This is a genomic window from Candidatus Amarolinea dominans (assembly GCA_016719785.1).
Taxonomy (GTDB): Bacteria; Chloroflexota; Anaerolineae; order SSC4; family Amarolineaceae; genus Amarolinea; species Amarolinea dominans.
The window spans coordinates 49,880-63,505 of the sequence record JADJYJ010000018.1 but is presented as its reverse complement, the minus strand read 5'-3'; the positions used below and the strand labels follow the sequence as shown (position 1 = coordinate 63,505).

Here is a 13,626-nt window from a genome sequence, read left to right as displayed (position 1 = left end):
GCATGGCCCTCAATCGTGTAACCAGGTTTTCAGAACAGGGGAGTTTCTGTCATGGTCAAAGACGTGCTTCATGACACGGCCGAACGGATGCATAAGACCATAGATGCACTCCGTGAGGATTTGAAAAAAGTGCGCACCGGCCGAGCTTCGCCGGCCTTGGTTGAGAATCTGTCTGTCGAATACTACGGTATGCCGACGCCGCTGCAACAACTGGCGACTATCAACGCCCCTGAGCCGCGCCTGCTTGCGATCAAGCCCTTCAACCGCGGCGATATGGGCATCATCGAGCGCGCGATTCTGAAGTCCGACCTGGGTTTGAATCCCTCGAACGATGGTCAGATCATGCGTTTGATCATCCCCATGCCCACGGAAGAACGCCGGCGCGAGCTTGTCAGGCAGGTGGACAAGCGCGTGGAGGAAGCGCGCGTGTCTGTCCGCAACATCCGGCGCGATGCCATCGAGGATTTGCGCGAGTTCGAAAAGGAAAAGCTGATCTCAGAAGACGATCTGCGCCATGGGCGTGACGAGATCCAACGCCTGACCGACCGCCAAATTGAACAGATAGATACTATCGGCCGCGACAAAGAGACCGAAGTCATGGAAGTGTAAGCAGGGTTTTGTGTTGCAACCGTCACTCGGATTGAGAATCGCGAGACCATGCCCATGACTAGTGGCACTTCCTTCAGGCGTGTACCCTACCATGTGGGCATCGTCATGGATGGCAATGGACGCTGGGCGCAGGCGCGGGGCATGCCACGCTTGCTCGGTCATCGCGGCGGGGTGAACAACATCCGGCCCGTGCTCGAAGCCTCGGTGGGGTTCGGCATCAAGGCGCTGACCATCTACGCTTTTTCCACAGAGAATTGGGCGCGACCGCCCGCCGAGGTCAGTGGCCTGATGAAGTTGCTGAGTGAAACCATCCGCCGCCAGTTAGCGGATCTGCACGCCAACGGTGTGCAGATCCGCCACAGCGGCCGCATGGCCGGGATCGAGCCGGGTTTGCAGCAGCAGATTCGTGACGCGCTCGAACTAACCAAAAACAATCAGCGCATCATTCTCAACGTGGCCTTCAACTACGGTGGCCGGGCCGAAATTGTCGACGCGGTGCGGCAAATCATACAGGACGGACTGAAGCCCGATGATGTGTCGGAGGACGTTTTTGCCCGTTACCTGTACACGGGGGGGCTGCCTGACCCGGACCTCATCATCCGCACCGGGGGCGAGTACCGGCTGAGTAATTTCTTGATCTGGCAGGCCGCATATGCCGAATACTACGCGACGCCTACCTTCTGGCCCGATTTCGACAAAGAGGAGCTGCGACGCGCGTTGCAGGACTTCGAAGACCGCGATCGGCGTTTTGGCAAGGTCAAGACACCATCATGACGCTACCGTGTTGCCACTGTGCGGCCAATAGAGACCTAAGCTGATATGCTACGCGAGCGCTTCATCAGTGCCCTTGTGCTGGCGCCCCTGGTGCTGGGTCTTGCTTACCTGGGAGGCCTTTGGTTCCTGGGCTTGATGCTGCTGGTTGGCTTTCTGGCTGGCTGGGAGTATTTTTCATTACTCGTTCAGGGCGGCAGCGCACCGCTGCGTTGGCCGGGGTTGATCGGCATCCTGGCGGTCATTGGCGAGGCGTATTGGGCACAAGCTTGGTCTCTGCGTCTGTTGCTGACTGCCCTGATCGTGCTGTCACTGGTGATTGCCCTGTTTCGTAGCGGCCAGACGCCGGTCACCGATTGGGCGTGGTCACTGGCCGGCGTGATCTACTTTGGTCTGTTGCTCAATCACTTCGTTGCCCTGCGCAATCTGCCGGCCGGCTTGCAGTGGCTGTTGTTGGGGCTACTGTTGACCTGGATCACCGATACCGGCGCCTATTTCAGCGGTCGCGGCCTGGGCAAGCACAAACTCTGGCCGCGCCACAGCCCTAAAAAGACCTGGGAGGGCGCAATCGGGGGCTGGCTGGTGGGAACGGCGGCGGGCGCGCTGCTTGGGCCGTGGTTGGTGGGTCAATCGCCCTGGGCCGGTGCAGCATTGGGCGGCCTTGTCTGCCTGGTCGCACCCTTTGGCGACCTGGCGGAGTCTATGGTCAAACGACAGATGGGCGCGAAAGATTCAGGCCACCTGATCCCCGGCCACGGTGGTATGTGGGATCGCATTGACAGCCTGTTGTTTGTGATCCCCGTGGTTTATTACTGGGCCTTCCTGATCGGCGCCCGGTAGGATGCCGGTACGGAGACCTGATTTTTCCAACCTACCGAGCCTGCGCCTGGCTGACTTGCCGGACAAACAATAAAAAAGTACGAAAAAAGCAGTCAAACTACTTGACGTGTTGTGAGCAAAATGCTATAATGATTTCAGCACAAGCTAGTGCGTGCCGCAGTATTCTTCTTGAATCAATTCTTGAATAAGACCTCTTCATACTGCGACAGGTTGAGCGTCCTCTGGCTACCATCGAGTTTATTCCGAACGGCAGCGCAAAAATCTTTTTGAGGACGCCCCTCAGTAGGTGTAATTATCCTTTGATTCACGTTGAGTGACTGCTCTGACAGCCACACTCCCATCTGAATTGCGTTTTAGCACCAACCGTGCTTGCGCACGCCATCTGACTTTACGAGCGCGTATTTGCTACGTCCCGCAACAGCACTTGTCCTGACTTCGACCCAATCAAGGAACGAGAATCAAATAAGTGTCCGAACATAGCCACCCCGTAGGCCCTTAAACCAGAAAGTCAAGAAATTCTCATTCCTCAGCATGCCGCCGATGTCGCTCCCGCGGCATGTTACCGTCATGCGCGTCGCCCTCTGGCTGACAGCCGCGACTTTCGCAAATGGAGACTCCAACCGTGAACTTTGCTGATCTTGAAAACTCAACCCTCGAACAACTCCAAACCATGGCGCGCGACCTGGGGTTGACCGGCTATTCGCGCCTGAAAAAGCATGACCTCATCATGGCCCTGTTACGCGCCCATGCCGAGCAGCAGGGCTACATTTTTGGTGGCGGAGTGCTTGAGATCGTCCAGGATGGCATCGGCTTCTTGCGTGCTGACCACCTGTTGCCAGGCCCGGAGGACGTCTATGTCTCGCAGTCTCAAATCCGCCGTTTTGGCCTGCGCACCGGGGACCTGGTCATCGGCCAGGTGCGACCGCCCAAAGATACAGAGAAATACTTTGGCCTACTCAAGGTAGAAGCGGTCAACGCTCTTGATCCGGAAGTGGCCAAGCAGCGCCCCGTCTTCGAGCGTTTGACGCCTATCTTCCCGGATAAGCAGATGTTGCTGGAAACTGAGCCGAATCTGCTGGCCACCCGCCTGATTGACATGGCGTCACCCATCGGCCGTGGTCAGCGAGGCCTGATTGTGTCGCCGCCGAAAGCCGGCAAGACCACAATTCTCAAGCGGATTGCCAATGGCATCTCCCTGAATCACCCTGATGTCCATTTGATGGTGGTGCTGATTGGCGAACGCCCAGAGGAAGTGACTGATATGGATCGTTCGGTCCAGGCGGAGGTCATCAGTTCAACCTTCGATGAACCGGTCACCAACCATGTGCGCGTCGCGGAGATGGCGCTGGAGCGCGCGAAGCGCTTGGTGGAAGGCAAACGCGATGTCGCCATTCTCCTTGACTCCATTACCCGTTTGACACGCGCCTACAACTTGACCGTTCCGCCCAGTGGTCGTACGCTGTCTGGTGGTATTGACCCCGCGGCGCTCTATCCGCCCAAGCACTTCTTTGGCGCGGCCCGTACGATTGAAGAAGGCGGCAGCCTGACCATCATGGCTACCTGCCTGGTTGACACCGGTTCCCGCATGGATGATGTGATCTACGAGGAGTTCAAGGGCACCGGCAACATGGAACTGGTCCTCAGTCGTCGCCTGGCCGAACGCCGCATCTTCCCGGCCTTCGATATGGAACGCTCCGGTACGCGGCGCGAAGAACTCCTGTTGGATCCAGAGACCCTGGCACGCGTCTGGACCATGAGGCGCATGCTCGACGCCATCGGGGGTGGCCCAGATGCTATTTTGCCCTTGCTGGAACGCATGGCACGCACGCGCTCGAACAAAGAATTTCTGGCGACCCTGCACAAAGAGTCTCTCTAAGGCGCTGCCTGTCCGGCCTTTGATCCTGGTTTCTCTGTGAAGATGAAGTTCTGTTCATGCTGACAGCGCGATTTTGCGCTTTCTGCGGGCGATGGTATAATTTTTCTGCGAGCTTGCGCGAACCCGCAGCCGTTGACACCCGATGACATCACCCCAAACAACCTTCCCTCGCTCTGAAGAAAAGAGACCGAAGGGTGGAGATGGGAAAGAATGCCAAAGCAATTGCATAGCGCTACTGCCGACGATGTGCCGGACTCGCATGACGACAGCATTGTCCCTGAACAGATCATCGCCCTCTGGCGCGGATTCAGGTCACAATTCAACCACCCCCGCAACTCAGCGTCCGTTATCCGTCTCGCGTCACACCTGGCTCTGCTGTTGGTTGCGGTGCTCGTTCTGGCCTTGAGCCAGGTTCGATTACCGCAATGGGATTTACCTGCCAGCACACCAGCTTCGACCAGTACACAGACTGCCAGTGCAGACAGCGACATGGATGCACGTGGTGGTAACAACTTCTTCGGACGCGACACGCTGATCCGTAATGCCGTCCCTTTTACGCAGATTCCTGATCGCCCGCGCTTGGACATCATCACCTACACTGTCCAGCTTGGCGATACCGTCTACGACCTGTCACAGCGTTTCCATGTCTCACCAGAAACCCTGATGTGGGCCAATGGAAATCTGGAGGACAACCCTGACCTTCTGCGCCTGGGACAGAAACTAGTGGTGCTGCCGGTCAGTGGCGTGTATCACAAAGCCGTCAAGGGTGACACGGTCACCAGCATTGCCAAGAAGTACAAGGTGCCAGCGAGCACCATTGTGAGTTACGCCTGGAACAAACTCACCGACATCAATCAGCCGTTGGCCGTGGGTCAGATGCTGATCGTGCCCAGTGGCGAGAAGCCCTTCGTTGCAAGGGCGCTTGGTTTTGCAACGGCGCCAAACAGCGCGCGCAAGGGTACCGGCGCCCTGATGTGGCCGGCGTCTGCACGCATAACCCAACGCTTCTGGAGTCGTCATCCCGGTATTGACCTGGCGGCGCCGCTCGGTTCGCCGATCAAGGCAGCCGATGCCGGCTATGTGGTGGCTGCCGGTTGGAGCCCCTACGGCTACGGATACCATGTGGTCATTGATCACGGCAATCAGATGCAGACCCTGTATGCCCATTTGAGTAAGTTCAGCGTCAAGGTTGGCGACTCGGTCACGCGGGGCCAGGTGATCGGCAATGTGGGTAGCACCGGCAATTCTACCGGCCCGCACCTCCACTTCGAAGTACGTGTGCGCGGCGCTCAGCGCAACCCGCTGAGCATGCTGCCCTAAGGAACGAGAATTTTTCAATTGTCTGGTTCAACGACCCACGGGGTGGCTATGTTCGGACACTTATTTAATTCTCGTTCCTAAGCTCAAGCCAGGATAACAATTGCATCACAAAAGACGGCCTGTCGCCAAGACAGGCCGTCTTTTGTGGTGCAGATAATTGGACTCAATCGGCCGTTGATTCACGGCCGGGCGGCTGTGACTTGGGCGCCACGCGCCGGCCTGCGGCCGTGGCTGCGTCCGATGCACGCCCTCCACGCCTGGCCTGGCGGAACTGGCGCACACGCTGGGTCACCGCTGGGATACGCAGCGCCAGCAGGATGCCAACGATCGCTCCGTACAGCAGCGGCACTCGGATATCCGATTTGACCAGCCAGACGTAGTGTACGATGACCAGCAGCGCGGCGACGTAAACCCAGCGGTGCAGCGCCTTCCAGCGTTTGCCCAGCCGCCGCATCCAGCCTTTGGTGGAGGTGAGGGCCAGCGGCAGCATTACCAGGAAGGCCGCAAATCCCACCAGGGCGTAGCGTTTTTCGAAGATAGCTTCCTTCAGCAATTCCGGATCGAAGCCGTAATCTAGGCCGATGAAGATCAAGAAGTGCAGCGCCGCGTACAGGAAGGCATACAACCCCAGTCGTCGCCGCAGCGGCAGCAGTTCCTTGATCGTGAAGGCGGTGTACAGCGGGGTGATGGACAGGGAAAGAACCAGCAGCACCAGCGCCGTTTGCCCGGTGCGCAGGGTGATGTCCTGAATTGGATTGGCTGTCAGCCGGCCCTGCCAGGCCAGGAACAGAATAACCGCCAGCGGCGCCAGCGCCGCGCTGTGGGCGCCCCATCTCAACCAACGTGTCATCAAGCCATCCAGCCTCACGATCTGGCCTCAATAAAAGCGGCGCAGGTCCATACCGGCGTAGAGCGACGCTACCTGTTCAGCATAACCGTTGAACGGCAGCGTCTTACGCCGTGACAGTTCACCGATGCGGCGCTCGCTGGCCTGCGACCAGCGTGGGTGGTTGACGCTGGGATTCACGTTGGCGTAGAATCCATACTCGTTCGGCCCGGCCGCCATCCACAATGAAGTCGGCTGCTCCGCCACCAGGTCAATCTTGACGATAGACTTGATGCTCTTGAAGCCATACTTCCACGGCACCACCACGCGCAGCGGCGCGCCGTTTTGCGGCAACAGTGTCTTGCCGTAGAGGCCGGTCGCCAGGATGGTCAAGTCGTGCATCGCTTCGTCGAGGCGCAGACCTTCCGCGTAGGGCCAGGTGTACCAGCCGGCTTTCTGACCGGGCATCTGTGTGGGGTCGAGCAGCGTCTCGAAGCGCACATACTGCGCCGCGGCCGTCGGTTCTACGGCCTCCAGCAGCTTGCGCAGGCTGAAGCCCTGCCAGGGGATGACCATGGACCAGGCCTCGACGCAGCGCAGGCGGTAGATGCGCTCTTCCTGGGTGAATTGGCGCAGTAGGTCTTCGATACCGAAGGTCATCGGTTTGTTGACGAGACCACCCACCTGCAGCGTCCACGGGTTGGTGCGAAAATTGCCTGCCAGACCCGCCACGGCCTGTTTGTCCGTGGAAAACTCGTAGAAGTTGTTGTAATTGGTGATGTTCTCGAAGGTTGTCAGCTCCTGGCGCAGATCAGGCGTTGGCTCTGGGGTGCCGGCCGGCGTGGCAACCTCAGCGCTGGGCGTGGCCGGCGCCGCACCGCCGCAGGCCGCCAGCAGCGCCGAACTAAGCGCCAGACTGCCAATACCCAACATGAACTTACGCCGTGACAGATAGATCGGTTCCGGGGTAATTTCGGACGATGGAATGGTCGGTATCTCTTGCATCATGCCTCTCTTCGGTCAATTTGATCGTCTCGTAAGATCACCTTTTGGACGGCGATTCTTTGCAGTTAGTCTCGCACCGGCGCAGGTCATTACAAAGAGAGAATTACAAAGAGAAAATTACAAAGAGAGACCCGGCTTCTGCGAGAGGCCGGGTCTGAGGAGGGGTGTGATGTGTCGCAGAGGGCGTTGTCACGCCAGAGGCGTGACCTACGACCGAACGACGCTATTTTCAGGCCAGTTGATCCTGATCCACGTTGGCGATGAGCGTGCCGACATCTTCACCCTGGCACAGGCGGTACATGACGTCGGGATGGTCGAAGCTGAAGACGTGCAGGCGCAGGCGGTTATCGCGGGCCAGCAGCACCGCGGGCTGATCCATGGCGCGCAGATTTTGGCGCACCACGCTGTCATAGCTGATCTGCGAATAGCGACGGGCCGCGGGGTCCTGGTTGGGATCGGCCGTGTAGATGCCGTCGGTGCCTGACTTGGCCGACAGCAGCGCCTGCGCGCGCACCTCGATGGCCCGCTGCACGGCCGGATAATCGGTGGTCATGAAGGGTTGGCCGGTGCCACCGGCGAAGATACAGATATAGCCCTTGTCCATGTGGTGAATGGCGCGCAGACGGATGAATGGCTCGGCCACGGTGTCAATCGGAATGGCGGTCATGACCCGCACCTCGGCGTTGCCACGGCTGGTAAGCACCCCGCGCAGCATCAGGCTGTTGATGACCGTAGCCATCATGCCGATGTTGTCGGCCTCGGCATGTTCGATGCCCCACTGCGCCCCCAGGTTGCCGCGAAAGATGTTGCCGCCGCCAATCACAATGCCGACTTGAATACCAGCACTGTGCAGTTTGAGCACCTCATCGGCGATGAAGTTGAGCGCAGTCGGGTTGAAACCAAAGTCCTTGTCGCCGGCCATCGCGGCGCCGCTCAGTTTGAGCAAAATACGTGAATAACGCACAACATTTACCTCCGTTTTGAATTGTACTCGAATTGCCCGCGGCGCGCAATCTGTCAGCCCTGGGCAGATGTGATACAATAGACATTATATCGTTATAATGTCGAATGCGGCTGACGTTTTGTTGTGCATGGGAGACGATGGACGATGCCGGAAACAGGAAACCAATCGCTGGCGCGCTATTTGCGCCAGACCATTTTCAGCGGGCTGGGTGAGGCGGGTCAACGCCGGCTGTTGGCTGCGCGGGTGGCCATCATCGGCTGCGGCGCGACCGGCACGGTGATTGCCAATCACTTGGCGCGGGCGGGCGTTGGCTATTTGCGCATCGTGGATCGCGACTACATCGAGTTGAACAACCTGCAGCGCCAACTGCTGTTCGACGAAGAGGACATGCGGCAGGGATTGCCCAAGGCCGCGGCCGCGGCCATCAAATTGCGCCGTATCAACAGCGAAATCGAGATCGAAGCCGTGGTGACCGATGTCAACCCCGGCAATGTGGTGCAGCTCGTGCAAGACGTACACCTGGTGATGGATGGCACCGACAACTTCGAGACGCGCTATCTGTTGAATGACGTGTGCGTCAAGCTGGGCAAGCCGTGGATTTACACCGGCGTCATTGGCTCCTACGGCGTGTCGCAAACGATTGTGCCGGGGCAAAGCGCCTGCCTGCGCTGCGTGCTGGGGCAGATGCCGGCGCCGGGCACCACGCCCACCTGCGACACGGCCGGCGTGCTGGGGCCGGCCGTCGCCGTAGTGGCGTCCATCTCGGCCGGCGAGGCGCTCAAGCGTCTGGGGCAGTTTGGCGAGCCGAACCGGGGCATGCTGCACTACGACTTGTGGGATAATTCGTTGGATGTGTTCGACCCGGGCGGCCCGCAAGCAGACTGTCCGGCCTGCGGGCAGCATGACTATGAATTTCTGAACGCCGAGCGCGGCACCCACAGCATCACCCTGTGCGGCCGCAACGCGGTGCAGATCAGCGTCAACCGCGGGGCCGACGACGCGACCGTGCTCAACCTGGCGCGGTTGGCACAGGTCCTGCAGCCGCTGGGCGCGGTGCGCGCCAACGCCTATCTGCTCAAGGCCGATATTGATGGCTACAATCTGACCATCTTCCCCGACGGTCGCGCCATCATCGCCGGCACTAGCGATCCCGACGTCGCACGCACCTTGTATGCGAAGTATGTGGGGAACTAAGCAGTTGCGGTTCCCCTATGTCTGAAAGGGTGGTGTCGTATGTCAATGGAACGAATTCACTTGCCGACTGAGAAGATCAGGCAATTTTGTTGTAATAACCATATCCGGAGGCTATCGCTGTTTGGTTCGGCCTTGCGTAGTGAAATGGGACCGAATAGCGACATAGACTTACTCGTGGAGTTCGAGCCAGGCTATCGGATTGGGCTGATTCGGTTAGCCGGACTTGAGCTTGAACTCAGCGCATTGCTCGGTCGCAAGGTTGATCTGCGTACACCTGCCGATCTCAGTATCTACTTTCGTGACCAAGTTCTGAAAGAGGCGGAACCGCAGTATGTTCAGGGATAACCTGGTTCGCCTACGTCATATGGCTGATGCTGCGCGCGAAGCGATTGCGTTTGCAGAGCATCGGCGCCGTGAAGATCTTGATCATGACCGCATGTTGGCTCTGTCGCTCGTCAAATGCATCGAAATCGTCGGCGAAGCGGCCTCGCAGGTCAGCGATGATTTTTGTCGTGAACATCCTGAGATTCCGTGGAGACATATTGTGGGCATGCGTCATCGGTTGATTCACGCCTACTATAGCGTTGACATGGATCGCGTTTGGGATACGATCACTGATGACCTGCCGCCTTTGCTGGCGGCATTGGAAAGCATGATCGAATCGCTTATTCCTCCACCCACTGTCAAAACGAATGACTGATCTGCGCCGCAGCCGCGGATGGCTCCGCTCATCTGCGGCGCATACTCAGCAGTTCAGCTTCCCTTCAGCCGATGCGCGTACTTCTGGCGGAACTTCGTCACCTTGGGCGCAACGACGGCCCGGCAGTAGCCCTGGGTGGGGTTGCGGGCGAAGTACTCCTGGTGATAATCCTCAGCCGCGTAGAACGTCGGCGCGGGCGTGACCTCGGTCACCAGCGGGCGATCCCATATCCCGGCCGCGTTGAACTCACGGATGACCTGCTGCGCGACCGCTTGCTGCTCCGGGCTGTGATAGAAGATCACAGAACGGTACTGCGTGCCGACATCGTTGCCCTGGCGGTTGAGCGTAGTTGGGTCGTGGATCGTGAAGAAGATCTCCAGAATCTCACGCAAACTGATGATGGCCGGATCGAACGTCACCTGTACGACTTCCGCGTGCCCGGTGCGGCCGCTGCACACCTGCTCGTAGGTTGGATTCTTGACCGCGCCGCCGGCATAACCGGACACGACGTCGGTCACGCCGGTGACTTCATCGAAGACGGCCTCTACACACCAGAAGCAGCCGCCGCCCAACGTGGCGACCTCACGGCTGGCCTGGATAGATGGTGTATTCATGCTGAGTTTTCTCCCTGTTGATTCCTGGTTTCGTTGGCGACAGCGTTTTGACTGCTTACGCAGTCTCAGTGTCACCGGAATCGTTACAAGGGCAGATTCGCGTGAAGACGGCCCGAACAAGTTCGGGACTCTGGGTCTCACTGTCACCGGAATCGTTACACGGGCGCGTGGTCAGTCAGCCTGTCTGTCCGTCATTATGAATAGTCGCTCTCGGCTTTCTTGACCCATTCAGTTACGATCTCGTGCATACATTACCTTGCCTCGCTTCGTAATCTCAGAGAGAAATGGATCGCCCAAGGCAACGCGTTCTTCGACTTCCTCCGGTGTACGCACAATGATGTCCAGCGCGAAGGGGCGCGGTGAAAGCGCACGTGAGATCTGCAGCCGTTGTTCGCGCGAGCGCAGCGCCGTATTCATGACGATCAGCAGGTCAACGTCACTTTCTGGCTTAGGTGTGCCGTAGGCATAGGAGCCGAAAAGCACAATTTCCTCAGGCTGAAACTGTTCGACAATGTGCTCTGCCAGCGCACGAATCGCCTGCATGGAAATACAAGGTTGTGGGTCTGACCTTGAATATGTGATGGCATCCATCATTTAACTCCTGGCTTGCAAGCGATGGCAGGCAACTCGACGTAGCGTCTGACTCCCACATTATACCACATTGGCAGATTGGCAAAAAATGAAAAGCGGCGCGATGGACATGACCATGTCCATCGCGCCGCTGAGTGATCTCGGTGGCGAGCGGTGTTGTCAACCTGGTTCAAGGAACCGGGCGGCGTGTCATACGCACCGCCTCACCTCAGGTTAGTGAGCCGGGTCGCTCACGTCCACGATCCACAATCCACCAAAAGAGTCGGCAACATAGGCCAGGCTGCCGGCCACGGCCACGCCCTGGGCCCCACCTGGCGTGTCATACGCGCCGCGCTGCACGGGGTTGGCCGGATCGCCCACGTCAATGATCTGCAACCCGCCAAGCGAGTCGTCGGCGACGTAAGCCAGGCTGCCGGCTACGGTCACGCCATTGGCATACCCCGGCGTGTTATACGCGCCGCGGCGCACGGGGTTGGCCGGGTCGCCCACGTCAATGATCTGCAACCCGCCAAGCGAGTCGTCGGCGACGTAAGCCAGGCTGCCGGTTACGCCCACACCATGGGCATATCCCGGCGTGTCATACGCGCCGCGGCGCACGGGGTTGGCCGGGTCGCTTACGTCAATGATCTGCAACCCGCTATCATGGTCGGCGACGTAGGCCAGGCTGCCGGCTACGGCCACGCCACGGGCATACCCCGGCGTGTCAATGCCGCCGCGACGCACCGGGTTGACCGGGTCGCTCACGTCAATGATCTGCAACCCGTTGTCATGGTCAGCGACGTAAGCCAGGCTGCCGGCCACGGCCACGCCGCGGGCGTACCCCGGCGTATCGTAGCCGCCGCGGCGCACGGGGTTGACCGGGTCGCTCACATCAATGACCTGTAATCCCCATTCATAGTCGGCGACGTAGGCCAGGCTGCCTGCCACCGCCACACCTTCGGCGGACCCCGGCGTATCATAGCGGCCGCGGTGCATGGGGTTGACCGGGTCGCTCACGTCAATGATCCACAGCCCGTCATGCCCAGCCGCTACATAGGCCAGGCTGCCGGCCACGGCAATGTCCACGGCAAAATCCGGCGTATCATAATCGCCGCGGCGCACAGGGTTGCCCGGATCGCTCACGTCAATGATCTGCAATCCGCCATTCCTGGCTGCGACATAGACCAGGCTGCCGGCCGCGGCCACGCTGTGGGCCGATCCCGGCATGTCATACGCAGCGCGCACCATGGGATTGGCCGGGTCGCTCACATCAATGATCTGCAACCCGTGATTCGCATCCGCGACGTAGGCGAGGTTGCCGGTCACGGCAACGCCTTCGGCAAACCCGGGCGTGTCAACGCTGCCGCGACGCACGGGGTTCGCCGGGTCGCTCACGTCAATGATCTGCAATGCACCCGAGTCGATGGCGACGTAAGCCAGGTTACCCGCCACGGTCACGTCATTGGCCCACCCCGTCGTATCATGGACGCCGAGGCGCACGGGGTTGGCCGGGTCGCTCACGTCAATGATCTGCAACCCATTGAGCCCGTTCGCGACGTAGGCAAGGCTGCCGACCACGGCCACGCGTTCAGCCCACCCCGGCGTGTCGAAGGCGCCGCGCCACTGCGGGCTTGTCGAGTCGCTCACGTCGAAGATCTGCAACCCGCTCCACCCGGCCGCCACATAGGCCAGGCTGCCGACGACGGCTACGCCCAGGGCATCGAGCTGATTGTAGTAACTGCCCCGCAGAACCGGGTGCGCCGGATCGCTGACATCGAAGATGTGCAAGCCCCGACTTCTGGCCGCAACGTAGGCCAGGGTCTCCCCTGGGGCTGACGCAGCGCTCGCACCTGAACCGGTCGCCGGCTCATGCACAACGGCAATGTCACGCACTTCCTGAAAGGTCAGGAACCAACTCTGCCCCACCACTTGCGGTGCGGCCGGGTCGTGGATATCCACGATCAGCAGACGTGGGCCGACGCCGACATACGCGTAGTCGCCCAACACCGCCACGGCTAGGGCTTGCCCGCCAATCTGGCCGATCGGCGCCGGGTACGGCTGCGATCGCTGACCGATGACGGGCAGATACAACGCCACCGTCGTTTGCTGTGCCGGGGGCAGGGCGTCTGCCCTGGCGGATACTGGCGCCAGGGGAGCGCCGAATGGTGCGCTGGCGGCGCCGGGCGCCGCCACGCTCATGATAATCAACCCTACGAGTAACGCCGCGGGAACAACACGCGGTCTGCAATCCATTATGTTCCTCCGATACAAAACGTTGCGAGCCGATCAGGACGATCCACTGGGATCGCCCTGGAGAGATCCGTCGAACACCCGATA

At 59.7% G+C, this 13,626-nt stretch carries 14 protein-coding genes; 8 read left to right on the top strand and 6 right to left on the bottom strand.

The genetic code is table 11. The features are described from left to right. Positions 1-51 precede the first annotated feature (51 nt). The 5 genes from frr to IPM84_18125 all read left to right on the top strand — a co-directional run bounded on the left by frr (position 52) and on the right by IPM84_18125 (position 5,416). Positions 52-609 carry a ribosome recycling factor gene (gene frr / locus IPM84_18145; protein ID MBK9094648.1) on the top strand — a complete coding sequence of 186 codons (558 nt, stop codon included), beginning with the start codon at positions 52-54 and terminating at the stop codon, positions 607-609. Between the two features lie 54 nt (positions 610-663). Beyond that, complete coding sequence (gene uppS / locus IPM84_18140; GenBank protein MBK9094647.1) at positions 664-1,383, top strand: di-trans,poly-cis-decaprenylcistransferase; 720 nt, start codon at positions 664-666, stop codon at positions 1,381-1,383. 45 nt (positions 1,384-1,428) lie between these two features. Beyond that, positions 1,429-2,220, top strand: a complete 792-nt coding sequence (locus IPM84_18135; protein MBK9094646.1) for a phosphatidate cytidylyltransferase — start codon at positions 1,429-1,431, stop codon at positions 2,218-2,220. Positions 2,221-2,827: 607 nt separating this feature from the next. Further along, a complete protein-coding gene (gene rho, locus IPM84_18130; GenBank protein MBK9094645.1) occupies positions 2,828-4,096 on the top strand; it encodes a transcription termination factor Rho in 1,269 nt (422 codons plus the stop codon). 210 nt (positions 4,097-4,306) lie between these two features. Then, a complete protein-coding gene (locus IPM84_18125) occupies positions 4,307-5,416 on the top strand; it encodes a M23 family metallopeptidase (protein ID MBK9094644.1) in 1,110 nt (369 codons plus the stop codon). A gap of 163 nt (positions 5,417-5,579) precedes the next feature. Here the strand turns inward: IPM84_18125 and IPM84_18120 are convergent, their stop codons facing one another. From IPM84_18120 to pyrH, 3 genes are all read right to left on the bottom strand, one after another. Next, positions 5,580-6,266 (bottom strand): sulfoxide reductase heme-binding subunit YedZ, encoded by a 687-nt coding sequence (locus IPM84_18120; protein ID MBK9094643.1) that lies wholly within the window; start codon positions 6,264-6,266, stop codon positions 5,580-5,582. Positions 6,267-6,293: 27 nt separating this feature from the next. Then, positions 6,294-7,247, bottom strand: coding sequence for a protein-methionine-sulfoxide reductase catalytic subunit MsrP (gene msrP, locus IPM84_18115; GenBank protein ID MBK9094642.1), 954 nt, complete (start codon positions 7,245-7,247; stop codon positions 6,294-6,296). 229 nt (positions 7,248-7,476) lie between these two features. Next, on the bottom strand, positions 7,477-8,169 hold the full coding sequence (gene pyrH, locus IPM84_18110; GenBank protein MBK9094641.1) for a UMP kinase: 693 nt from the start codon (positions 8,167-8,169) through the stop codon (positions 7,477-7,479). A 186-nt stretch (positions 8,170-8,355) separates the two neighbouring features. On the opposite strand from pyrH, the gene IPM84_18105 reads away from it, so the two are divergent. From IPM84_18105 to IPM84_18095, 3 genes are read left to right on the top strand one after another with little or no spacing between them, the layout of a single operon-like run. After that, positions 8,356-9,405 carry a ThiF family adenylyltransferase gene (locus IPM84_18105; GenBank protein MBK9094640.1) on the top strand — a complete coding sequence of 350 codons (1,050 nt, stop codon included), beginning with the start codon at positions 8,356-8,358 and terminating at the stop codon, positions 9,403-9,405. 45 nt (positions 9,406-9,450) lie between these two features. Continuing rightward, on the top strand, positions 9,451-9,750 hold the full coding sequence (locus tag IPM84_18100) for a nucleotidyltransferase family protein (GenBank protein ID MBK9094639.1): 300 nt from the start codon (positions 9,451-9,453) through the stop codon (positions 9,748-9,750). Continuing rightward, a complete protein-coding gene (locus IPM84_18095; GenBank protein MBK9094638.1) occupies positions 9,737-10,105 on the top strand; it encodes a DUF86 domain-containing protein in 369 nt (122 codons plus the stop codon). The genes IPM84_18100 and IPM84_18095 overlap by 14 nt, the downstream gene beginning before the upstream one ends. A 53-nt stretch (positions 10,106-10,158) precedes the next feature. Here the strand turns inward: IPM84_18095 and msrA are convergent, their stop codons facing one another. The 3 genes from msrA to IPM84_18080 all read right to left on the bottom strand — a co-directional run bounded on the left by msrA (position 10,159) and on the right by IPM84_18080 (position 13,542). Further along, on the bottom strand, positions 10,159-10,719 hold the full coding sequence (gene msrA, locus IPM84_18090; GenBank protein MBK9094637.1) for a peptide-methionine (S)-S-oxide reductase MsrA: 561 nt from the start codon (positions 10,717-10,719) through the stop codon (positions 10,159-10,161). A gap of 228 nt (positions 10,720-10,947) precedes the next feature. Further along, positions 10,948-11,262: a nucleotidyltransferase domain-containing protein gene (locus tag IPM84_18085; protein ID MBK9094636.1), complete on the bottom strand. Its 315-nt coding sequence runs from the start codon at positions 11,260-11,262 to the stop codon at positions 10,948-10,950. Between the two features lie 261 nt (positions 11,263-11,523). Further along, positions 11,524-13,542, bottom strand: a complete 2,019-nt coding sequence (locus IPM84_18080) for a hypothetical protein (protein ID MBK9094635.1) — start codon at positions 13,540-13,542, stop codon at positions 11,524-11,526. Positions 13,543-13,626: the final 84 nt, after the last annotated feature.

Excerpts from the sequence above, each read along its gene's own strand:
- frr (MBK9094648.1), top strand. The coding sequence starts at position 52 with ATGGTCAAAGACGTGCTTCATGACACGGCCGAACGGATGCATAAGACC.
- uppS (MBK9094647.1), top strand. The coding sequence starts at position 664 with ATGACTAGTGGCACTTCCTTCAGGCGTGTACCCTACCATGTGGGCATC.
- IPM84_18135 (MBK9094646.1), top strand. The coding sequence starts at position 1,429 with ATGCTACGCGAGCGCTTCATCAGTGCCCTTGTGCTGGCGCCCCTGGTG.
- rho (MBK9094645.1), top strand. The coding sequence starts at position 2,828 with ATGGAGACTCCAACCGTGAACTTTGCTGATCTTGAAAACTCAACCCTC.
- IPM84_18125 (MBK9094644.1), top strand. The coding sequence starts at position 4,307 with ATGCCAAAGCAATTGCATAGCGCTACTGCCGACGATGTGCCGGACTCG.
- IPM84_18120 (MBK9094643.1), bottom strand. The coding sequence starts at position 6,266 with ATGACACGTTGGTTGAGATGGGGCGCCCACAGCGCGGCGCTGGCGCCG.
- msrP (MBK9094642.1), bottom strand. The coding sequence starts at position 7,247 with ATGCAAGAGATACCGACCATTCCATCGTCCGAAATTACCCCGGAACCG.
- pyrH (MBK9094641.1), bottom strand. The coding sequence starts at position 8,169 with ATGGCCGGCGACAAGGACTTTGGTTTCAACCCGACTGCGCTCAACTTC.
- IPM84_18105 (MBK9094640.1), top strand. The coding sequence starts at position 8,356 with ATGCCGGAAACAGGAAACCAATCGCTGGCGCGCTATTTGCGCCAGACC.
- IPM84_18100 (MBK9094639.1), top strand. The coding sequence starts at position 9,451 with ATGGAACGAATTCACTTGCCGACTGAGAAGATCAGGCAATTTTGTTGT.
- IPM84_18095 (MBK9094638.1), top strand. The coding sequence starts at position 9,737 with ATGTTCAGGGATAACCTGGTTCGCCTACGTCATATGGCTGATGCTGCG.
- msrA (MBK9094637.1), bottom strand. The coding sequence starts at position 10,719 with ATGAATACACCATCTATCCAGGCCAGCCGTGAGGTCGCCACGTTGGGC.
- IPM84_18085 (MBK9094636.1), bottom strand. The coding sequence starts at position 11,262 with ATGCAGGCGATTCGTGCGCTGGCAGAGCACATTGTCGAACAGTTTCAG.
- IPM84_18080 (MBK9094635.1), bottom strand. The coding sequence starts at position 13,542 with ATGGATTGCAGACCGCGTGTTGTTCCCGCGGCGTTACTCGTAGGGTTG.